Consider the following 23,398-nt stretch of genomic DNA (forward strand, 5'->3'; position numbering starts at 1 on the left):
AGCAGTGGAAATCCTTTTATGTTTTTTGTTTAAAAACATAAAAGATTGAAACGAATAGCAGGATTAAGCTTCAAATAAAAATAAAAAATGTCAATAGAAACTATATCCTTATCAGGAAGAAAAAAGCAAGTCTCTAACAAGGAGATGACTTTTTGGGAAAGAATGTATCTTGTTGCGATTGTCAAAGGTTTGATAATAACGATTCAGCATTTGTTTACCAGAAAAGTAACGATTCAATATCCGGAGCAAGTACGTGAAATGAGTCCGGTTTATCGCGGTCAGCACATGTTGAAACGTGATGAACAAGGTCGTGAAAACTGTACGGCTTGCGGTTTATGTGCGTTGTCTTGTCCTGCGGAAGCGATTACGATGAAGGCTGAAGAACGCAGAGCTGACGAAAAACATTTGTACAGAGAAGAAAAATATGCGTCGATATATGAAATCAATATGTTGCGTTGTATTTTTTGTGGATTGTGTGAAGAGGCTTGTCCGAAAGACGCTATCTACCTGACGACTTCTAAAGTTTTGGTTCCTTCAAGTTATGAAAGAGAAGATTTTATTTTTGGAAAAGACAAATTGGTCATGCCGCTTGAAATGGCAATGAAAAACGCTCAACTTAAAAACGCTAACTAATGTCTACGATACTTATAATTTTTTGTGTATTGGCTGCTATCACATTAGCAACCGCATTTTTGACAATTTTTAGCAGAAATCCGATTCACAGTGCTATTTATTTAGTGATTTGTTTCTTTTCGATTGCAGGTCATTATCTATTATTGAATTCTCAATTCTTGGCGATAGTGCACATCATTGTGTATTCTGGAGCGATTATGATTTTGTTTTTATTCACCATCATGTTGATGAATTTAAATGAGGAAAGAGAAGTGCACCGACCTAGAATTACGCGATTAGGAGCTATTGTTTCTTTCTGTTTAATCTGTTTGGTTTTAATAGCTATTTTCATCAATTCAAAACCTATTGTTGGAGAATACGTAACTACCGGCGAAGATTATCAATCTATAAAAGTATTAGGTAAAATCTTGCTGAATGAATATATGGTTCCGTTTGAATTTGCTTCTATATTACTTTTGGTTGCTATGATTGGAACTGTGTTATTGTCTAAAAAAGAAAAATTGCAAAAATAAGATGAACAATATTTTAAACCACATTGGTATTGAAAATTATATATTCCTAAGCGTAATACTTTTTTGTATCGGCGTTTTTGGAGTGTTGTACAGACGAAATGCCATTATCGTATTTATGTCAATTGAAATTATGCTGAATGCAGTAAACTTATTGTTTGTGGCATTTTCAACCTATCATCAAGATGCGCAAGGACAAGTTTTTGTGTTCTTTTCGATGGCTGTTGCTGCGGCAGAAGTTGCGGTAGGATTGGCAATTCTAGTTTCTATTTTTAGAAATTTAGGTTCAATTACTATCGATAATTTAAAAAACTTAAAAGGATAAATGGAAATGAATACCAATATAGCTTTAGTTTTAGTTCTCGCTCCTTTTTTAGGATTTTTAATCAATGTTTTCTTTGGCAAAAGCCTTGGAAAATCGCTTTCAGGAATAATTGGAACGCTTTCAGTAGTGGTTTCTTTTATTGCGACTGCTTACTTCTTTGGGGGAATAGCTGCGCAACCGGAAGGAATTCGAATTTCACTTTTTGATTGGATCCAAATCAGTAATTTCAAAGTTGATTTTGGATTTCAATTGGACCAATTGTCTATTTTATGGTTGCTTTTCGTAACTGGAATTGGATCTTTGATTCATTTGTATTCCATAAGTTACATGCACGATGATGAAAATATGCATAAGTTTTTCGCGTATTTGAATCTGTTTATATTCTTCATGATTACATTAGTAATAGGAAGTAACTTATTAGTATTGTTCATCGGTTGGGAAGGTGTAGGTCTTTGTTCTTATCTGTTAATTGGATTTTGGCATAATAACCAAGAGTACAATGACGCTGCTAAGAAAGCATTCATCATGAACCGTATTGGTGATTTAGGGTTGTTAGTTGGGATTTTCATTCTTGGAAATTTATTCTCTACTTTAGATTATGCTACTTTAAAAACGGCTATTGCCGGTGCAACAAATCTTGATATGTATTGGCTTTCTGTTGCTGCTTTCGCTTTATTTATTGGAGCTTGTGGTAAATCAGCACAAATTCCGTTGTACACTTGGTTACCAGATGCGATGGCAGGTCCAACACCAGTTTCAGCATTAATTCACGCAGCTACGATGGTAACTGCAGGAATTTTTATGATTACCAGATTGAATTTCTTATTTGATTTGACTCCGGATGTACAATCTATAATTGCAATTGTTGGAGCTGTTACTGCTTTAGTTGCTGCTACGATTGGATTGGTTCAAAATGATATCAAGAAAGTATTGGCTTATTCTACCGTTTCTCAATTGGGATTGATGTTCTTAGCTTTGGGATTGGGCGCTTATGAAGTGGCTGTTTTCCACGTAATCACTCACGCTTTCTTCAAAGCTTGTTTGTTCTTGGGTTCAGGTTCTGTAATTCATGCTTTGCATGGAGAACAAGATATGCGAAATATGGGCGGCTTGAAAAAAGTAATGCCAATTACGTTTGCAACGATGTTGATTGCTTCATTAGCGATTTCTGGAGTTCCATTATTCTCAGGTTTTTTCTCGAAAGACGAAATCTTATTAGTGGCTTTCCATCATAATATTCCGTTATGGGTTGTGGCTTCGGTTGCTTCTATAATGACTGCTTTTTATATGTTCCGTTTAATGTTCTTAACGTTCTTCCAAGAGTTTAGAGGAACCGCAGAACAAAAACACCATTTGCACGAAAGCCCTTCTTTAATTACCATTCCTTTAATTGTTTTAGCAATTTTGGCTACCATCGGTGGTATGATTAGTTTGCCTGGAAACAGTTGGTTGAATCATTATCTAATTCCAATTTTACCAAAATTAGCAACCGCTGAACACAATTTAGGAACTACAGAATATATCTTGATGGCTATTGCTGTTGTGGGTGGATTAGTAGGAATTGGTATTGCTTACGCCAAATACATCAAACAAAATACAGTTCCAACTGAAGATGCTGCAATCACAGGATTTTCTAAAGTGCTTTACAATAAATATTATGTTGATGAATTTTATGACGCTGTTTTTGTTAAACCGATTAATTTCTTGTCTCGTTTTTTCAGAGACACTGTAGAAACAGGTTTATCAGCATTAGTTTTTGGATTCGGAAAAGTTACCAACGAAATAAGTTACCAAGGAAAGAAAATACAAAATGGAAGCATTGGTCTTTATCTTTTTGTTTTCGTATTAGGGCTTTGTGCCATTGTTTCTTATTTATTTTTAGCTCAACAATAATCTATCATAAAATAGACTTTTTAATACCGAAATTTCAATTTTAAAATAAATTATCTTTTAAAAGTCTATTACATTTGACCTTTAAAAAACAATAAAAAATTACAAATGAATGTATCTCTAATATTAATTATACTTTTGGTTGGTGCGTTTGCAACTTTTCTTGCAGGCGATAAACTAGCTTCAAAAGTGGCTTTGTTCTTTGGGTTAGCTGCTGCAGGCGCTTCTATTGTATTATTAAATCACTATAATTTAGGTGAAAACATCGGTTTCATCAACCAGTGGATCACACAACCTAATATTTCTTTTGCTCTAAAAGCAGACGGATTATCGATGGCAATGCTTTTGTTGACCACAGTTTTGACTCCAATAATTATATTTTCCTCTTTTGGGAATGACTATAAAAATTCAAAATCATTTTATGCGTTAATTCTGTTTATGTCGTTTGCAATGGCAGGAACATTCTTGGCATCAGACGGTCTTTTGTATTACATTTTCTGGGAATTATCATTGATTCCAATTTACTTCATCGCTTTAATTTGGGGTAACGGAGATGTAGAAGAACGCAAAAAAGCAGTAGTTAAATTCTTTATCTACACCTTAGCAGGTTCTTTATTTATGTTGGTGGCTTTTGTTTACATGTATCAAAAAGCAGGAAGTCTTTTATTAGAAGATCTATACAAATTGAACTTAACAGCAACAGAACAATTATGGATGTTCTTGGCTTTCTTTTTAGCATATGCCATTAAGATTCCATTAATTCCTTTCCACACTTGGCAAGCAAATGTGTATCAAAAAGCACCAACTGTTGGGACAATGCTTTTATCTGGTATCATGTTAAAAATGGGATTGTATAGCGTTATTCGTTGGCAATTGCCATTGGCGCCATTGGCAGCCAAAGAGTACATGTACATTTTTATCGGACTTGGAATTGCGGGTGTTATTTACGGTTCAATAGTTGCTTTGAAACAAAAAGATTTAAAGAAATTATTAGCGTATTCTTCTTTGGCTCACGTGGGATTAATAGCAGCAGGAACGTACACTTTGACATTAGACGGATTGCGTGGTGCAGTTTTACAAATGATTGCTCACGGATTTGTAGTTGTTGGATTGTTTTATGCCGCTGAAATTATTTTCAGAAGATACGAAACCCGAGCCATTGCTGAAATGGGGGGTATTCGTTCGCAATCACCAAAATTCACTTCGATGTTTTTGATTTTGGTATTGGCATCTGTTGCATTGCCAACAACTTTTAACTTTATTGGAGAATTCACCGTTTTATACAGTCTTTCACAAATTAATATTTGGTTTGCCATTTTAGGAGGAACAACCATTATTTTAGGAGCGTATTATATGTTGAAAATGTTTCAACATGCCATGTTAGGAGAAACAAATACAAAGTCTTTTGCTGATGTAACAATCAATGAAGGAATAACATTGGTGCTTATAATTGGTGTTTTGTTCTTTTTTGGGATGTATCCAAAGCCAATTACCGATTTGATTACCCCAAGTCTGGAAGAAATTTTAACTCAAATAAACCGAATTAACTAAGTCAAATAAAAAATGAATACATTAATAGCTATAATAGGATTAGGTGTTTTATGCCTTTTATTTGAGATTTTTAATTTAAGGAAAGCCATTGTTCCAATAACAATTATTGGATTATTGGCAGTGTTGGGTTTAACCATATCTGAATTTAATTCTACGGAGAGTTACTACAACAACATGATTGTTGTGAGTAAATTTTCAACTACATTTTCGTCTTTGTTTATTGTGCTTACCATTTTCTTGGTGGCTTTAGGACATAACTTTTACGAAAATCACCAATCTAAAATCTCTGATTATATTGCCATAAAAATATTTTTATTGGCAGGAGCAGTGGCTATGGTTTCTTTTGGAAACTTAGCGATGTTCTTTTTAGGAATTGAAGTATTATCCATTTCATTGTACATTCTTGCGGCAAGTGATCGTATGAATTTAAAAAGTAACGAAGCGGGAATGAAGTATTTCTTGATGGGATCCTTTGCATCGGGAATCATTCTTTTTGGTGTCTGTTTGATTTACGGAGCCATGGGAAGTTTTGATGTTACTGAAATCAGTGAGTTATCACAATCTGCTGAGTTGCCGGTTTGGTTCCCAATAGGAATTGTATTGGTAACTATCGGAATGTTATTTAAAGTGGCTGCAGTTCCATTTCATTTCTGGGCACCGGACGTTTACGAAGGTTCTCCAGCGTTGACAACAGCATTGATGAGTACTTTGGCTAAAGTAGTTGCTATGGCGACTTTGTACAAATTATTATCGGTTATGAATGCTGATGTTTCTGAGTCATTCAAAATGGTAGTTGTTATTATTTCTATGGCTTCAATGACCTTTGGTAATATTATGGCATTAAGACAAACGAATGTAAAACGTATGTTGGCTTTTTCAGGGGTTTCTCATGCTGGTTTTATGTTGATGACTTTATTGAGTTTGTCTACTTCAGCAGGAAGCTTGTTGTATTATGCATCAGCGTATTCTTTATCTGGAATCGCAGCTTTTAGTGTGATTTTATATGTTTGTAAAAATAGAGACAATGAAGATGTGGTTAATTTTCACGGATTAGGAAAAACGAATCCATTGTTAGCAGCCATTCTTACGGCAGCTTTACTTTCCATGGCTGGTATTCCAATTTTTGCAGGATTTTTTGCTAAGTTGGTTTTATTCAATCAAACGATTCAAGCAGGTTATTTAGCTTTAGTAATCGTGGCAGTTGTGAACTCTATTATTAGTGTTGGATACTACTTCAAATTAATTTTGGCGATGTATACCAAAGAACCAAACGAGGAACGAAAAGGAACTCCGGTTATTATTTATGCTGTTGCCGTTATAGCAATTGTGTTGAATATCGCATTAGGGTTGTTCCCTTCATTTATTTTAGATTTATTGGCATAAGCCAAATCTTTATAATTATACAAAAACCATCAAGAGTAATTTTGATGGTTTTTTTGTTTAAAGGTGTTTTCTTGATTGGAATAAATATTTACTATTCCGGTATCTATAATTAAATACTAAAACTAAAAAAGCTAAAAACTGAATTGATTAATTTTGTATCTCAGAATTAATTTGAATTTAATTATAGAAAGTAAGATGGGAAATACATTAAAAATACAAATCTGGTCGGATATCATGTGTCCGTTTTGTTACATAGGAAAAAGAAGAATAGAAGGTGCTTTAAAGAATTTCGAACATAAAGATGCTGTTGAAATTGAATGGAAAAGCTTTCAATTGGATCCAAGTTTTATAGCTTCTCCGGAGGATAATATGGTCGAGCATTTGGCAGAAAAATATAGAAAAGATACCGATTGGGCACAAGAAATGCTGGATAATATGACTCAAAATGCTAAAAATTCAGGATTGGATTTCCATTTCGAAAAAGCGGTTATGGCGAATTCATTGCATGCGCATCGCTTGTTGCATTTGGCAAAAAAATATAATTTGGCAAATGACTTAGAAGAATTATTATTCAAAGCCTATTTGACGGAGGGCAAGAACATAAATGATTTAGATACTTTGAAAGCATTGGGATTGGAAGTAGGACTGAATGCTGAAGCCATTGATGAAGTATTGCACTCGAATGCTTATGCCAATGAAGTGCAGCAAGATATTAATGAAGCACAGTCTGTGGGTGTTCAAGGTGTTCCTTTCTTTGTTTTCGATAATAAATATGCAGTTTCGGGCGCGCAACATGTCGAAACATTTGTGAAAACACTTGAAAAAGTATGGGAAGAAGGTAAATTTGATTCGAAAGTAACGCTATTGAATACTACCGATGGAGACAGCTGTGGAATCGATGGTTGTGACTAAAAATAGATTTTCAAACCATTCAGAGACAAAGTTACATGAGGTGTTATATCTAAATGAAACTCAATTTATGAATAGTTTAATTATAATGTGAACATTTGCATTATCGCACAACTGTCAGAAGCAATGAAAAATCAGTAATTATGAGTGAAGATACAAAAGTAATCCGTTGGGGGATATTGGGTTGTGGCGATGTTACCGAATTGAAAAGTGGTCCTGCATACCAGAAAACAGATGGTTTTGAAGTGGTTGCAGTAATGCGAAGAGATGTGGTTAAGGCTGCGGATTATGCTAAAAGACACGGAATTAGTAAGTATTACACGAATGCTGATGATTTGATTAATGATCCTGAAATTGATGCGATTTACATTGCTACACCTCCCGATGTTCATAAATTTTACGGACTCAAGGTCGCTGCAGCCGGTAAGATTTGTTGCATCGAAAAACCTTTGGCGCCAACTTATCAAGACAGTCTCGACATTTATACTGCTTTTGAAACAAAAAATATTCCTTTGTTTGTTGCCTATTACAGACGCACATTGCCTCGTTTTGAAAAGGTAAAAACGTGGTTGGATACAGATTGCATTGGTGAAATCAGGCATATAAGATGGCATTTGAGTAAACCGGCAAATGCTAAAGATGTATCTGGAGAATACAATTGGCGAACTGATGCCGCTATTGCTACAGGTGGTTATTTTGATGATTTAGCAAGTCACGGACTGGATCTATTCACACATCTTTTGGGAAATATAAAAGAGGTTTCGGGCTTAAGCCTCAATCAACAGGGATTGTATTCGGCTAAAGATGCCGCGGTTGCTTGCTGGTTGCATGAGTCTGGAATAACTGGTTCAGGAAGCTGGAACTTTGGTTGCTATGAACGGGAAGACAAAGTGGTCATTTATGGAAGCAAAGGAAAAATCACGTTTTCTGTATTTGAAAATGATCCTATAGTACTTTCTAATGCACAAGGAAAAACGGAATTATTCATTGAACATCCTGAAAATATTCAGTTGTATCATGTGCAGCAAATGCGAGAAGACCTTCTTGGGAATAGTACACATCCATCCACAGGTTTAACGGGAGCACATACGAGTTGGGTTATGGATTCTATAATTGGAAATCTTTAGGATTTTTTGATTATTTATAACAAAAAAAGAGGCTATCCGAAGAAAGCCTCTTTACTACAACAATTTATTTAATCACTATTTGATAGCCACTGTTTCGATATATGTTTTTCCGTTATAAGTAATCTCAAACGTATATTTTGAACTAGGAGCGCTTGTTAAATCAAATATTTTACCCACATAAAGATCAGCAGCCAAAGTTTCATTGTACACCTCGTTTTCCTCTGAGTTGTAGATGGCAACACTAACCGGAGTTTTTTCTAAGTTTAAAATGTTCACGGTAACCATTCCGTTTTTGTTCACTAAAACTGGTTTGTACACCTCAGAAATAGCTTCAGCTGATAATTTAGCTTTGTTACCTACAACTTCAATTTTGTACTTTGAAATTTTAAGATCACTCTCTGCTTTCAAGAAGTAAATTCCGTCTGGTAAAGCAGTCAAATCGTATGTTCTGCTGATATTTTCTTCAGAAGTAATTTTTTCTTGATAGATTAATCCGTCATTGGTGTCATAAATGGACAAATCAATTTTCTTTGTCTCTTTCAAATTAAAACTTACCGTTTTTCCTTCTTCTTTTATTAAATCCAGTGAAAAATCTGCGTTTCCGGCGTGTGCTTGTGCGGCAGTCAATACTATTGCGGCTAACACTAAACTAAATTTTAAAATCTTTTTCATAAATGTAAATTTTTAGATTTATAATGATATTTATCTGAGGCTAAATTACTGTAACCTATTTAGTATGAGTAGTGCTGAATTTTCTAATTTGTGTGCTATTTTACCTTTTACGAAATCGATTAAGGTTAAAAAAGTTAATTGAGTGTCTATTTTTGGTAAATTTGTGCTAATTCTAAATACGGATTCGTCTGAAAATTATACCGCCAGCTTTTGAAATCATTGCACCATCGTTCGGGAGTTCTTTTTACTTTTCGAAATATGTTGAAAACGCCAACAGCAAAGCACACTTGTGGCATTATCATCCTGAAATTGAACTTGTTTTTGTAAATGGTGGTTCTGGGAAACGTCAGATTGGAAGCCATATTTCGTATTATACCGATGGGGATTTGATTTTGATAGGAAGTAACCTGCCGCACTGTGGGTTTACCAATGAAGAAACCGGCAATAAAAACGAAACGGTTATCCAAATGAAACCGGATTTCTTAGGGAATGGTTTTTTTGATATTTCCGAAATGACGAATATTCGGAATCTTTTTAGTCAAGCCAAAGCCGGAATTGCTTTTCATGGCGAAACTAAAAAGAATATCGGGAAGAAAATAGAATCGATGGAACAACAACCGCAGTTTGAGCGATTGTTGACGATGTTGAGTATTCTTAATGAGCTGGAATTATCTAAGGAAGGGACTGTTTTGAATGCCGATGGATTTTCGATGGAAATGCAAATGCAGGATAATGACCGCATCAATGCTGTTTTTAATTACGTAAAAGATAATTTTCATGAACATATTACGCTGGAAGAAGTTTCAGAATTGGTGAGTATGACAGAACCTTCTTTTTGCAGGTATTTTAAAAAGATTACGAACAAAACTTTTACCAAATTCGTCAATGATTATCGCTTGGTTCACGCCTCGAAATTGCTGGCGGAGAAACCTATCAGCATCACTGAGATTTGCTATGAAAGTGGTTTCAATAATTTTAGTTATTTCAATAAATCGTTCAAAGAATTTACAGGCAAAAGCGCCTCGCAATATCGTCAGGAATTAAGATCGGTGCTGAAGTAGGGTAAATAATGATATTTCAGAATGCTTTTCAAACAAAAATCCCGCTGATACGAGTACCAGCGGGATTTTTCTAACCAATTATTCCAAACCAAATAATTATCTTCTGTTTAATACAATGACTGCATTGTCAATTACTTTTGTTTTTTCAACTTTGGCTTTTATGCCATTTGTTCTGTAATAGTAAAGGTCATCGTCATTTGAGTTTTGGTTGTTACCAAAATCATTGTTGCTGTTACTGTTTTGGCCGTATTGGTAGGCTCTTCCTCCTTTTACTGCTCCAACGGTGTCAACAATTTGACCACGACGGTTGTAAATAATTTCCAATCCGCCTACTCTTTCTAATGCATAACGGTTGTAGGTCATGTAAACAGAACCAATTCGTTTTACTCTGTCATTTGCATCATAGTTAATGAACACATTACCAACTTGTCGTACGCGACCCATATTGTCGTGTTCCACTTTTACACCATAGTTTCCGTTTCGGATATTTCCCGGAGCGCCAAAGGTTTTATTGACACCATTTTTTCGGCTTGATTTGTAATACATATCGCGACCGGTTGTTGGGCGTGTATTAAAATCTAATTGTCCGTCAGGGAACACGAAGAACTCAATTCCTCTTTCTGTGAACACAATTGGGTCGGCGTTTCTAAAATCTACTGGAGATCTTCTTTCTACAGAAAAATCGATTTTCTCTGCTGCGTTCGCTATACTACCTCCAAATACGAAGATACTAGCAACTAAAAGGGTAATTTTTTTCATGATAATTATATTTTGAATTTTGCCTACTCTTGAGCTTTTCGGCTTTCGCTTTTTTACTTATTTGATTAGGTATATCCAAGTAGCGTGCCAGAAAATGGAATAAAGGTTTTGTGTTTTTAGATTGAATATTGTTTTTACGAATTTAAATAATTTAAAATCAATGTTTTATTAGTGAAAAATAATTTTATTAAATACGATATATTAAGATTTTTTTAATAAAATTGATGATTCGGTTTATACTTTTTCTTGCGTTTTTAACAACGAAATAATTCCAATAAAAGAGAAATTATCTTGTTTTTAAAAACTTTTAATTTGAAAACTACTTATCAACAGTGCTTAAAATTAACTTATGTTACGAACTCACTTCAACTGATATTGAGTAATTTTGCAGCATGTATGCATTAGTCGATTGTAACAATTTTTACGCTTCCTGCGAACGTGTTTTTCAGCCGAAATTCAACGGGAAACCGGTTGCGATTTTGTCAAATAACGACGGCTGTGTGATTTCCAGAAGTAATGAAGCAAAAGCGGTTGGGATTCCTATGGGTGCGCCGGCATTTCAGATTAAGGAATTGGTAAAAGAGAAAAATGTACAATTATTTTCTTCGAATTATGCGCTATATGGGGATTTAAGTAATCGCGTGATGGCAATTTTAGGTCAGTTTACACCAAATCTAGAAATTTACAGCATTGACGAAGCATTCCTGAATTTTGATGGTTTGACGATTTCCGATTATCATGATTATGGAATCCAAATGAAAACCCGTGTGCAAAAATGGGTAGGAATTCCCGTTTGCATTGGCTTTGCACCAACAAAAGCATTGTCAAAAGTAGCCAACAAAATTGCCAAAAAATTTCAAGACAGAACGAAAGGTGTTTACGTTATTGATAGCGAAGAAAAACGAATCAAAGCTTTGAAATGGACAAAGATTGAAGACGTTTGGGGCATTGGTTACCGAATGAATAAAAAGATGAAAGCCAAAAATATTGTGACTGCTTTAGATTTTACTGAACCGCAACACGAAGCTTGGATCAAAAAAGAAATGGGCGTGATTGGTATGCGTTTAAAATACGAACTCGAAGGAAAATCAGTCTTGGATTTAGAACCCATCGTAGATCAAAAGAAAAGTATTGCTACAACCAGAAGTTTTCCAAAACAAATTGCTGATTTTGATTTGCTACGCGAACGTGTAGCGACTTTTGCAGCCGTTTGCGCTGAAAAATTGCGGAAACAAAACTCCTGCTGTCATACCATTATTGTAATGCTTGTGGTGGATAAACATACAGTTCAAACCTCCAAATATTATTTTAATATGGCGGTTACATTGCCGTATGGGTCAAACTCTACGTTGACAATTTCTAATGCTGCGATCTCGATGCTGAAAAAGCTGCACCAAGGAAATGAGCATTTAAAATTCAAAAAAGCGGGCGTTATTGTCACTGAATTGATTGATGAAAACAAAAAACAGTTGCAGCTGTTTGATGAGGAAAATCCAAAACATCTGCTATTGATGAAAGTAATGGACGGCCTGAATAAAAAGATTGGTGACAAGAAAGTAAAGTTGGCTACCCAAAATTTAAGTTTGACCTGGAACATGAATCAGAAGCATTTGTCACCTAAATACACCACTAATTTTAAAGATATACTCGAAATCAAATGTCAATAAACAAAGATCAAAAACTAACTTTTTTTCTGCCTGATTTTGAAAGTGAATTGCGAATTCCTTTCATCAGCGAAGGTGTTTCAGCAGGATTTCCATCGCCGGCAGCTGATTTTATGGAAATGAGCATTGATTTGAACAAACAATTAAGCGAAAATCCATTGGCGACTTTTTATATAAAAGTCAAAGGAAATTCCATGATTGATGCCGGAATCAATGACAAAGATGTTCTTGTCGTGGATAGAAGCTTGGAACCGCAAAACAATAAAATTGCCATTTGTTTCATTGATGGTGAGTTTACGGTGAAACGCATGCAAGTCGAGAAAGACTGTTTGTTTCTGATGCCCGAAAACTCCAATTATGCTCCTATAAAAGTCACCGAGGAAAACCAATTAATTATTTGGGGAATTGTGACGTATGTGATTAAGAAATTATAATTAAATCTTTTATTTCGAATTGATAGTATTAAAAAGAAAGTCTTCCAATATGATATTGGAAGACTTTCTTTTTAAATATAATTACGTTTTATACTGTATGTTTTGGATTAAAACCATCTTCGCTTAACTCGATGTGGTCATAATCAGCAACCATTTCCGCTTCGTAATCAACTACTGCTTTGCTGGTGAGAGCTTTGTGTTAGCTGTTTTTATTATGCTAGATTGTCAATGTTGTTTTTTATAAAACGATGTATTCTTTAATTAGGCTTAATAATACTGTTAATTATTTGTTAATATTTGTTAACTTACATTTTTTATATTCAGATTTGTGAGACAATAAAATGAAAGAATTTATTGTAAAAAATATTCAATAACGACGAAGTGTAGAGTTTTGTTTATTTGATAACCAAATAAAATTTAAAATAAAATAGTGATAGTTGATCAAAATAAATTTGCTTTGAAGGTCGAAAACTATCGGCTCAAGTCCTAAACGAGCTAGATAAAAAAACTGTTATTTATGAAAAAAATGTTATTATTAATACTTATTTCTTTTTATTACACGAGTTATTCTCAGGATGGGATTGTATATTATGAATTCACTGACGCCATAGGAATGGGAGGTGGCAATGGAGAGGTATATAATGCGTACTCCATGTTTTCAAAAGACAAGTCCTATTATGTAGTAGCAAAGGATTCTTTAGAGAATGCTGTTAGTATTTCTAAAGCAAAGTCTCATTATCAAAACAGTAATGGTAGTGTTAACAAAATTTCAAATGGATTAGTGCTATCTGCTGCAGGAAATCAAGTAGTTTGTGATTTCAGTACAAAAACACTTGACAGTAATTTGTTTGATGGCAAACAAATTTATGTTTCGGAAACGTTACCAAAGTTTAGCTGGAAAATTACAAAGCAAAAGAAAAAAATTGGCTCATTTGAATGTATTCTGGGAATCTCTAATTTTAGAGGTAGAAAATATTATGCATGGTATGCTCCTGATATAGCAGTGTATTCAGGCCCTTGGAAATTAAATGGTTTACCAGGAATGATTCTTGAAGCGTATGATGAGGGGAAGAATGTGATGTGGAATTTTAAAAGTTATAAATTTCCAATTATTGTTAAACAAGATTACACTATTCGTAAAGAGAAAAACAGCAAGAAGATTACATTTTTGACTATTGATGCGTTTAAAAAATACTGCATAAATACTATCGAAAGTAATTATGAAAGTGCCATAATAATTGCAAAAAGTCACCCAGGAATGACTCCAGTAAAGGCTCCTATGGCTTCCTACTATTTAGAATCTTTTGAATAATTTTTTAATGCAAAAAATTATTTTTCTACTCTTTTGGTTTGCATCAATTTCTGTTCACTCTCAAGAAATTATCGTAAAAGGAACAATTACGGACAAGGATGGACTTGGAATACAAAATGCGTCTATTACTATATTAGACGATAATGATGATAGTGTGGAGTATACATTTACAGATGATAAAGGGAGTTACGGTCTTTCATTTCAAAAAGAAAATCTGTCATCATTGAAACTAGAAATCTCTTGTCTAGGGTACAGTAAAACATCTAAATTGATAACTGCGGTAAGTCAAGTTCAAAATTTTGTTTTAGAAAAAAAAGTTGAAACGTTAAAGGAAGTAATAGTTGAGGCTAGTCAAAAAATAAAAAAGGAACAGGATACAACTACAATTAAAGTGGCTAGTTTTGGAAATAAAACAGAGCAAACACTGGAAGATGTTTTAAAAAAGCTACCAAGTATCGAGGTTCAACAAGACGGTTCCATTAAAGCGCATGGAGTGGCTATTGATAAACTATTGATTGAAGGTGAAGATATGTTTGATAAAAATTATAAACTGCTCACTAAAAATCTTGATGCCAATGTGTTAGATGCCGTACAAATTATTGACGGTTATGAAGATAATCCGGTTCTAAAAAAAATGAATAACTCTGATAAAGTTGCCCTCAATCTTAAACTAAAAAAAGGTAAAAAAAATATTTGGTTTGGTAATGCTACTCTTGGTGCCGGGATAGTTAGCCAAAACCGTTGGAAAGAGAGTTTGAATTTGGGATTGATAAGGAAAGAAATAAAGCTATTTTATTTAGCTGATTACAATAATCTTGGCGAAAAAGCAACTGATTTAGTTTCATCCAATGTAATGGAAAACGATATTTTTAGTGAGGATAGATTAGAATATACTGCTAAATCTTTATTTACTATTAACAGCAACGAAATTGGACTTTTTAGTAAAACGCAAAGTATTTTTAATATTGCGTTTTTAAACTCCTTAAGTTTTACCAAAAAAATTAAAAAAAATCTTTCTCTTAGGGGTGTGGCATATCTGGCCAATGACAAACAAAATCAAAATTCATTTGCAGAAACAAATTATAATTTTGGTGCTAATCCAATTTCTTTTACTGAAAATAGTTTTTACAAGAGTAGAAATTCGCTTGCATCAATAGAATTAGAACTAAAGTATTATCCTGATGATAAAAACTACATCACGAATTTGTTCCTTTTTAAAGAGCATCCCTCAAAAACTAATAATAATTTGCTCTTTAATACTAGTGAAATAAATCAATCGTCAAAAAACAATAATTATACATTTTACAATCATTTTAACCATACTTTGCAGCTGGATCATAACAAAATTCTAAATAATTACATCTACTTTGGAAACGATAAAATGGAAGAAAATGCAAAGATTATCTCTCCTTTGCTCAATTCCTTTTTAGAGGTAAATAGTGGTGAAGTTATTCAACAAAAGTCTAATAACAGTTTGTTTTATATAGGAGACAAGACAAAATTGATTACTCAATTTGATAATGTTGATCTCACCAACAGCTTGCAATTTGAGTACAGTAAAGAAATATTTGCTAACCAGTTCAGAATTGTTGAGCAAAGATTTCCTGACTACGAAAACAATTTAAATTTGAATAAGATTAAGGTGAGTTTTGATAACGCTGTCCGTTACAATTTTTCTAAAAAGATAAATTTTACAGCATCGTTGAACCTTCAAAATACCAACTTTAATACTAGTATTGATAATAAAAACTTCTGGATTGTCAATCCAACTATTTTATTGAACATCAAAAAAACAAGGTTTGGTAATTTTACAGTTTCGTACTCTGAAAATAATGATTTGCCAGAGATCAATCAGCTTACTTCTAATTTTCAGTTGATGGATTATCGTAGTTTTTTAAAAGGCACAAGTTTTCAAAATCCATTAAAAAATAGTGTAACGCAGTTTACGTATTCGATTTATCAAGATCAAAAAAGGTTTTCCGTAAATACTGGTATTATCTACATGAAATCAAAAACAATTCTGAATACTGCTAGCACAATAACGAATGATTTTAATTTTAGTTCTAGTGTGCAGACCCCGGGAGGTGATAATTTTAATTTCAATTTTAGTGTTGTGAATTACTTGCGCAAATTAAAATTAGCATCAAAAATAGAAACAATTCATAATTGGAATACTTCTCCTTTCAGTGTGAATAATGATGTTTTTTTAATTGCAAAAAACTATTCTAACACAATCAAATATACTGCTACGACGTATTTCAAAAAAGGAATCAATTTCGATGGAGGTTTTGCGTATCACTTCAATAAGTCTGTATTTGATGGAAATACAAATGAAAATAGGACTAAAGATGTTTTTCTAAATTTAAATTATCCTATTTCTGAAGTCCTTTTGGCTGAATGTAACAATGCATTGTATTTTGTTAATAATCAGAATTATACTTTTAGCAATCTTGTATTGAATTACAATCCATTAGAGAGTAGGTTTTCCTTTCGACTTATTTTCAATAATATTTTGAATGAAGATAAATTTACGTTTGTAACTTTAAACAATTTTACATTTTACCAGTCAAGTGTCGACTTAGTGCCCCGGTATTTGCTTGGAACTGTAAAATATCGGTTTTAATCCATACATCAATGAACTTGATTTTATCAATCTTTCAAGTCATAACTCCAATTTAAAAAAGGAAGGATTAATTCATTTTTCTAGCTCAGACTGCTCAATAAAAAAACCTGTTCAAACAAATGAACAGGTTTCGTATTTTAAAATTATTACGTTTTATACCGTATGTTTTGGATTAAAACCATCTTCGCTTAACTCGATGTGGTCATAATCAGCAACCATTTCCGCTTCGTAATCAACTTTTTCTCCTTTACTGAATTTAGCAATCAATTTCTCCATGATTTCATAAATTACTGGAACGACAATCAAGGTTAGGAATAAGGAACTTATTAATCCACCAATAATTACCCATGCCAAACCATTTTTCCATTCGGCTCCAGCTCCAGCGGCTAATGCAATTGGGAACATACCAAAAACCATTGCAATTGTTGTCATCAAAATTGGACGAAGACGCGCATGATTCGCTTGAATTAATGCGGTTCTAATGGTTTCACCAGCGGCTCTACGTTGGTTGGTGTAATCCACAAGCATGATCGCATTCTTACATACCAGACCAATAAGCATGATGACTCCAAGAATCGTAAAGATGTTCAAGGTGTTATTTGTTAATGCTAATGCTAGTAATGCTCCAATGAACGAAAGCGGAATAGCAAATAATACTACGAATGGATGCACAAAACTGTCGTATAAGGAAACCATTACAAGGTAAACCAATATAATGGCAGCCAATAAAGCAATTCCTAATGTTCCAAAACCTTCTGACTGGTTCTCTTGATCACCACCCCAAATGTAGTTGACACCAGTAGGTTTTTTTAGTTGATCTATTTTTTCTTGCCATTGCGCAACAATTGTTCCAGAAGCAACTCCCACGTTTTGTCCTTTTACTGTCACCGACGCCGTTTTGTCCCTACGTTCCAATTGGCTTGGACCAGAACCTTCCGTAACGGTTGCAAATTGATTTAACTTGATTTGTTGACCCATATCATTGATGAAAATCAAGTTGCTTACATCAGCAATACTTTTTCTATCGAATGCATTGTATTTAATATTGATGTCATATTCGTATTCTCCAGCTCTAAAACGTCCGTCGGTATTCCCGCTAAAAGCCGTTTGCATCGTAATACCAACTGTTTGTAAACTCAAACCAAGTGCGGCCATTTTATCTCTGTCCACTTTTACGTTTACTTCAGGATTTCCATCTTCTACAGATAATTCGATTTCTGTTGCTCCTGGAATAGTACGCAATTCTTTTTCAGCAGCAATGGCAAATTTCATGGCACTTGCTACATCTGGACCCGTTACAATAAGCCCTAAAGTAGCATCTTCAGCCGTTCCTAAAATACCTACCGGAACGGTTTTAACTTTTGCACCAACTAATAGTTTTTCTAATTTACGTTTGGTTTTTGCAGCGTAAACATTTGCAGGTTCATCGCGTTGGTCTAATTGGACCATTTTCACGTTAATTTCTGATTTGTATGCAGTTGCTTGCGAAGCTCCAAGCCCACCACTGGTTTGACCCACAATAGTAAACTGGCTTTCGACAAAAGCTTCATTCTCTAAAAAAGCTTCAGCTTTTTGTGTCATGAAGTTGGTTTGTTCTAGCGAGGCATCTTTTGGCATTTCGATTTGAACTAAAAACTCACCACTGTCTGATGCTGCAAAGAATTCACCTCCAATAAACCCTGCAGGAACCAATGCAATTGAGCTGAAAAAGATAACTAAAACAATAGCTAGTGTTGTTTTGTAATGATCTAAACTCCAAGTCAATAATCCAGAAATCCAGTTGATGAAACGCGTTAAATAACTTTCAAAACCAAGGATGATTCTTCCGAAAAGGTTTTTACCTTCAATATGCTCTAATTTTCCGTATCGGGAGGATAACCAAGGAATAATAGTAAATGATGCCACTAATGATAGTAAAGTAGATATAATTACCGTTACACAAAACTGCGTAATAATATTAGAAACCAGTCCAGAACTCAATGCAATTGGTAAAAACACAACCACGATTACAAGCGTAATCGATACTACAGTTCCACCAATTTCGGCTGTACCATCATAGGCAGCACGAACTTTGTTTTTGCCCATTTCCATGTGCCTGTAAATATTTTCTAGAACCACAATAGCATCATCCACAAGAATACCAACAACAAGAGACAGTCCTAATAAACTCATTAAGTTCAAGGTGTATCCCATTAAATAGATTCCAATAAAAGTAGCAATTAACGATGCTGGGATTGAAATCATTACAATCAACGAGTTTCGAATACTGTGTAAGAAAAACAACATTACAAACGCTACTAAAAGTACCGCAATAAGTAAATCATGTACCACGGCATCAGCAGCTTCAAGTGTAAATACAGTACTGTCTTTTGCGATTTCTAGTTTTAGTTCAGTCGTTTTATACTCCGCTTCTAGTTTAGCAATTGTTTTCACCAACTCTTCACTTACCGCAACCGCATTAGCATCGGACTGTTTTATGATTTGTAAAATAATAGCACTTTTTTGATTGACACGAGCTACTTTTTCAGTGATTTTTTGAGTGTCTTGAACATCAGCGATTTCGCCTAAACGAACTTGGATTCCGTTTTTAGAAGAAACAATTAAGTTTCTTAACTCTTCAACATTCTTATATTTTCCGGCTAAACGGATTAATATTTTTTGCTCACGGGTTTGAATATTTCCGGTTGGGAAATCCAGGTTGGAGGATAAAATGTTTTGTTGCACTTGCGGTACCGAAAGTCCGTAGGCTTGCATTTTTACAGCATCAAGATTGACTTGAATTTCTCTTTCTTGTCCACCGGTAATGTTTACTTGTGCGACTCCTTGTACACGAGATAATACGGGCGCTAATTTTTTATCAACTAAGTCATAAAATTCAACTTCGTCCATTTTTCCGTTGGCACCAATGGTCATAATTGGTAAATCGCTCAAAGAAAACTTGTTTAATGAAGGCGCTTCCGCATCATCCGGTAAGTCGTTTATGATAGCGTTTATTTTACGCTGTGCATCATTCATTGAAATATTAACATCAGCATTAGATGTCAGTGTTATAGACACCGAAGATAAACTTTCAAAGGACTTAGAGTCGATCTTCTTTATGTTTTCTAAAGAGGAAATCGCGTCTTCAATCTTTTTGGTAACGGTATTTTCGACCTCACTAGGTGATGCTCCGGGATAAACCGTTGCAATCGAAATCACGTTGGTTTCGAATTTTGGAATCAATTCGTAGCCTAATTGGCTGTAACTGAACAATCCTCCTAAAGTTAGTATCGTAAACAATACGATGACTAATGAGGGACGTTTTATGGATATTTCTGCTAATTTCATTTTTTTATTTTAAAAGAGTGATAAGTGATAAGTGAATAGTAAATAGTAAAAAGCTTTTGGCTAATAACTGTTCACTAATCACTAATTACTTTATTTAATAACTTCCACTTTAGATCCGTCTTGAAGGTTGATTTGACCGGTAACAATTACGGTTTCACCCTCTGAAAGTCCGTTTAAAACTTCTACTTTATCACCAAGAATTCTTCCTGCAGTAACCGTTTTCAGTTTAGCAGTTCCGTTTTCAATTACAAATATTTCATTGCTGCTCACACTTCCTACGAAAGCATTTCTAGGAACAACCATCAACGATTGTTTTCCTTGATTTGCAGAAAATTCAGCAGTTCCGTACATTCCTGCTTTCAAATCATTTGCTGCATTATTAGCAATTTCTATTTCTACAGGAAAGTTTAAACTCGCATCCGATTTTGGGGCGATGAACGAGATTTTCCCTGAGAATGTTGCATCTGGATACACACTCGCTTTTACAGATAGTGCAGTTCCTACTTTTAAACCTGCAACCTGATTTTCATTGACATTGACCTTTAGTTTCAATTTAGAAACATTAACAATGTCAAACAATTGTGTTCCGGCACCAAGAACCGATCCTGGTTCAACGTATTTTTTGTTCACAATTCCGTTGATTGTCGCTTTGATATTCGTATCGCCAATATTCACTTTTGCTTGTTGCAATCTTGATTTTGAAGTCACTAAACTCAATTTAGCCTGATCCAATTGTTGTTTAGTTACACCGCCAGTTTTGAAAGCATTTTCAAAACGACTGTAGTCGGTCAAAGCATTTTGATAGGATGCTTGTGCAGTTTGTAAGTCAGCTGTAATTTGTTCGCTTCTTACAATTGCCAATGTTTGACCAATGCGCACTCTGTCACCTTCATCAACTAAAACACGAACTACTCTTCCTGGCTTCTCAGCTGAAAAACTTAATTCTTGTAGTGGTGCAAAATTTCCATTGGCTACAAAATCAAGGGAAACTTCTTCGGTTTTTACCGTTGCTACTTTTACTGAAATGCTAGCATTTTTCTCTGCTACTACAGCAGTTTTTGCTTCATTTTCTTTTTTATTATTGGTTAAAACGTAGGCAATAATCCCTAAAGTGGCAACAATTAGTACTATGGTAAGTATGCTTTTTTTCATTTTGTTAATTATTTATAAGTGTTTTTAATTCGCCTTTTGATTTGATTAATTGTATTTCTGCCAGTTTGTATTCCAGTACGGCCGATGTGTAGTTGTTTTGTGCTTCCGTCAAAGCGTTTTCAGCATCCAATAAGTCAGTTAAAGAAGCTAATCCCTGAACATAATTATTTCTGGTATTGTCTAAAACTTCTTTGGCTAATTGCGCATTCTCTTTTTGATTGTTGATTGTAGTTAAGCTATTGTCAATTTGTGTTTTTGCATTGGCGAAAGCCAGATCAAGCGCTAATTTGGTGTCAACTAAATCTTCTTGAACCGTTCTAATTTCAATATCGGCTTGTCTTACTTTGGCACGGGTACCAAATCCAGTAAAAATAGGTACTTTCAAATTCAGTCCAATTGATGAGAAATCAGACCAATAAACTCCGTCAGCTGGTTTTCCTCCAATAGGCATTTTTGGACCTTGACCAATATAATTGTATCCGGCGTTCAATGATAATGTTGGGTAATACGAAGCTTCAACCGCCTTTTTTTGATAAAATAAAAGTTGTTCTTGTTTCTTCAAAAGCAAATATTCCGTTCTGTTAGTTGTATTTGGAATTTCCGAGAGTGCTTGTGGTCCCACTTCAAATGCAGTTTGTGGAATCTCAATTTGAGTTTCTATCGGCATTCCCATATAAAATTTCAACGCATTTTCCTGAATTTGAACCGCATTCAGCACTTGTTGGCGTTGCGTATTGATGTTTGAAATCTTCACTAAGATTCGATCCAAATCAATTTTCTTAGCTAATCCGTTGTCAAATTGCCCTTTGATAATGTCTTTTACTTTATTCGTATTTTTGTAAGTACTATCAATGACTGTTAGTTTTTGTCTTTGTACATAAACCTGGTAATAATTATTGGCTACGCGTTCAATTACTTGTTCTTCGCTCAACTGGTTGTTGATTTGGTAAAACTCTCTAGTAGATTTTGCTGCCTTCAAACCGGTAAAAACTGTTTGGTCAAAAATTGCTTGAGTCAAAGAAACTCCCGCTGTTGAAACCCATTTTTGTCCAAAAGCGGCCTGAATAGTTGTTCCTGGTTGTCCAAATCCAGCTCCATCAATTACAGTAGTTTGAATCACAGGATTATAAGTCAAATTTCCGTTTGCCGATATTTGTGGTAAAGCTCTGGAGCGTACTTCCTGAATTTGGTATTCACTGTTCTCTACTTTTAGTTTTGCTTTTTTGGCATCGGCTTTATTTTCTAAAGCGTAGTTAATAGCTTCTCTCAGCGTGAGGGTTTTTACTTCTTGTGCATTGGCGCCAAGCGCAAATGTCAGAATTATTAAAAGAATTGTTTTTTTCATTTTATGTAATTGGATTAAGTAAGTTTTTTTCTAATTCGGCTATTCCTTTCTCTGTTGCCATTGCTCGGGTGTGATATTCCAGTGCTTCCATTTCTAAGGCCGCAGCTTCTCTTTCGGAACGGGTATTTTCATTAATGGTAAAAATCAAAGCGTAATAAAGTTTAACATAAACGTCAATATTGATTTCTTTTCTGTACAAGCCTTGAGCAATTCCTTTTTCAATGTTTTGTGTAAAACAACTTTCACATTCTTGAACTTGATACTCTAAAGCCTTTTCATATACTTCCGGATAATGCTTTTTTAGCTGATAAATAGGGGAAGTGTCTGTCGATTTGAACATATCAGCAAACATTTTTCTAATCTGGAAGTTTTCCTCTATTGCATTGTAATCTCGAGAGATAATTTCGGTTATGATTTCGTGAACTTCCTTGTGAAGCACTTGTGTGCTTTCCTGTATCAACAATTCTTTATTGGCAAAATATTTATAAATCGTTTTCTTTGAAATACACATTTCACCAGCAATATCATCCATCGTTATGCTTTTGAAACCAAGTCTCAAAAACATATCTTTTGCTTTATTTATAATTTTTTCTTTCATCTTTGTATGCTGAAATAGTTTCAGTGTGTTTTAATTAAGTTTTCTTGTAAAAGCGGATTAATCAAATCGAGTGTAAATGTAAGAAGGAAACTTTGAAAACTAAAATAGTTTCCATTTAATTTGT

General features: G+C 34.3%; 19 protein-coding genes. 13 read left to right on the top strand and 6 right to left on the bottom strand.

Annotation, left to right across the window (positions count from 1 at the left end; all coding sequences use genetic code 11):
• Positions 1–87 precede the first annotated feature (87 nt).
• From DR871_RS05235 to DR871_RS05270, 8 genes are all read left to right on the top strand, one after another.
• Positions 88–633, top strand: coding sequence for a NuoI/complex I 23 kDa subunit family protein (locus DR871_RS05235; protein WP_113664538.1), 546 nt, complete (start codon positions 88–90; stop codon positions 631–633).
• Positions 633–1,145: an NADH-quinone oxidoreductase subunit J family protein gene (locus tag DR871_RS05240; RefSeq protein WP_113664537.1), complete on the top strand. Its 513-nt coding sequence runs from the start codon at positions 633–635 to the stop codon at positions 1,143–1,145. Before DR871_RS05235 ends, DR871_RS05240 begins: the two co-directional genes overlap by 1 nt.
• 1 nt (position 1,146) lies before the next feature.
• Positions 1,147–1,467 carry an NADH-quinone oxidoreductase subunit NuoK gene (nuoK, locus tag DR871_RS05245; protein WP_066079401.1) on the top strand — a complete coding sequence of 107 codons (321 nt, stop codon included), beginning with the start codon at positions 1,147–1,149 and terminating at the stop codon, positions 1,465–1,467.
• 6 nt (positions 1,468–1,473) lie between these two features.
• The gene (gene nuoL / locus DR871_RS05250) at positions 1,474–3,360 is read left to right on the top strand and encodes an NADH-quinone oxidoreductase subunit L (RefSeq protein WP_113665433.1); all 1,887 of its coding nucleotides are present in this window, start codon (positions 1,474–1,476) and stop codon (positions 3,358–3,360) included.
• A 105-nt stretch (positions 3,361–3,465) separates the two neighbouring features.
• Positions 3,466–4,908 (top strand): complex I subunit 4 family protein, encoded by a 1,443-nt coding sequence (locus DR871_RS05255; RefSeq protein WP_113664536.1) that lies wholly within the window; start codon positions 3,466–3,468, stop codon positions 4,906–4,908.
• A 12-nt stretch (positions 4,909–4,920) separates the two neighbouring features.
• Entirely contained in the window at positions 4,921–6,291 is a 1,371-nt protein-coding gene (locus DR871_RS05260; protein ID WP_113664535.1) for an NADH-quinone oxidoreductase subunit N, read from the top strand.
• 195 nt (positions 6,292–6,486) lie between these two features.
• Positions 6,487–7,203, top strand: coding sequence for a DsbA family oxidoreductase (locus tag DR871_RS05265; protein WP_113664534.1), 717 nt, complete (start codon positions 6,487–6,489; stop codon positions 7,201–7,203).
• A 140-nt stretch (positions 7,204–7,343) separates the two neighbouring features.
• Positions 7,344–8,327 (top strand): Gfo/Idh/MocA family protein, encoded by a 984-nt coding sequence (locus DR871_RS05270; RefSeq protein ID WP_113665432.1) that lies wholly within the window; start codon positions 7,344–7,346, stop codon positions 8,325–8,327.
• Positions 8,328–8,402: 75 nt separating this feature from the next.
• Here the strand turns inward: DR871_RS05270 and DR871_RS05275 are convergent, their stop codons facing one another.
• Positions 8,403–8,999 (bottom strand): T9SS type A sorting domain-containing protein, encoded by a 597-nt coding sequence (locus DR871_RS05275; RefSeq protein ID WP_113664533.1) that lies wholly within the window; start codon positions 8,997–8,999, stop codon positions 8,403–8,405.
• 188 nt (positions 9,000–9,187) lie between these two features.
• Between DR871_RS05275 and DR871_RS05280 the strand changes: the two genes are divergently transcribed.
• Positions 9,188–10,060 (top strand): AraC family transcriptional regulator, encoded by an 873-nt coding sequence (locus DR871_RS05280; protein WP_113664532.1) that lies wholly within the window; start codon positions 9,188–9,190, stop codon positions 10,058–10,060.
• A gap of 96 nt (positions 10,061–10,156) precedes the next feature.
• On the opposite strand, the gene DR871_RS05285 is transcribed toward DR871_RS05280, so the two are convergent.
• Positions 10,157–10,819: a hypothetical protein gene (locus tag DR871_RS05285; protein WP_113664531.1), complete on the bottom strand. Its 663-nt coding sequence runs from the start codon at positions 10,817–10,819 to the stop codon at positions 10,157–10,159.
• Between the two features lie 392 nt (positions 10,820–11,211).
• Here DR871_RS05285 and DR871_RS05290 point away from each other — a divergent pair, with 392 nt between their 5' ends.
• The 4 genes from DR871_RS05290 to DR871_RS05305 all read left to right on the top strand — a co-directional run bounded on the left by DR871_RS05290 (position 11,212) and on the right by DR871_RS05305 (position 16,852).
• On the top strand, positions 11,212–12,486 hold the full coding sequence (locus DR871_RS05290; RefSeq protein WP_113664530.1) for a Y-family DNA polymerase: 1,275 nt from the start codon (positions 11,212–11,214) through the stop codon (positions 12,484–12,486).
• Positions 12,477–12,917 (top strand): LexA family protein, encoded by a 441-nt coding sequence (locus tag DR871_RS05295; protein WP_113664529.1) that lies wholly within the window; start codon positions 12,477–12,479, stop codon positions 12,915–12,917. The genes DR871_RS05290 and DR871_RS05295 overlap by 10 nt, the downstream gene beginning before the upstream one ends.
• 517 nt (positions 12,918–13,434) lie before the next feature.
• Entirely contained in the window at positions 13,435–14,229 is a 795-nt protein-coding gene (locus DR871_RS05300) for a GLPGLI family protein (RefSeq protein ID WP_113664528.1), read from the top strand.
• A 7-nt stretch (positions 14,230–14,236) separates the two neighbouring features.
• Complete coding sequence (locus DR871_RS05305; protein WP_113664527.1) at positions 14,237–16,852, top strand: carboxypeptidase-like regulatory domain-containing protein; 2,616 nt, start codon at positions 14,237–14,239, stop codon at positions 16,850–16,852.
• Between the two features lie 153 nt (positions 16,853–17,005).
• Here DR871_RS05305 and DR871_RS05310 read toward each other — a convergent pair whose 3' ends face one another.
• From DR871_RS05310 to DR871_RS05325, 4 genes are all read right to left on the bottom strand, one after another.
• Positions 17,006–20,179: an efflux RND transporter permease subunit gene (locus tag DR871_RS05310; RefSeq protein ID WP_113664526.1), complete on the bottom strand. Its 3,174-nt coding sequence runs from the start codon at positions 20,177–20,179 to the stop codon at positions 17,006–17,008.
• Positions 20,180–20,269: 90 nt separating this feature from the next.
• Positions 20,270–21,331, bottom strand: a complete 1,062-nt coding sequence (locus DR871_RS05315) for an efflux RND transporter periplasmic adaptor subunit (RefSeq protein ID WP_113664525.1) — start codon at positions 21,329–21,331, stop codon at positions 20,270–20,272.
• Positions 21,332–21,335: 4 nt separating this feature from the next.
• A complete protein-coding gene (locus DR871_RS05320) occupies positions 21,336–22,676 on the bottom strand; it encodes a TolC family protein (RefSeq protein ID WP_113664524.1) in 1,341 nt (446 codons plus the stop codon).
• Position 22,677: 1 nt separating this feature from the next.
• A complete protein-coding gene (locus tag DR871_RS05325) occupies positions 22,678–23,274 on the bottom strand; it encodes a TetR/AcrR family transcriptional regulator (protein ID WP_113664523.1) in 597 nt (198 codons plus the stop codon).
• Positions 23,275–23,398: the final 124 nt, after the last annotated feature.

Source organism: Flavobacterium petrolei (genome assembly GCF_003314435.2).
Classification (GTDB): Bacteria; Bacteroidota; Bacteroidia; order Flavobacteriales; family Flavobacteriaceae; genus Flavobacterium; species Flavobacterium petrolei.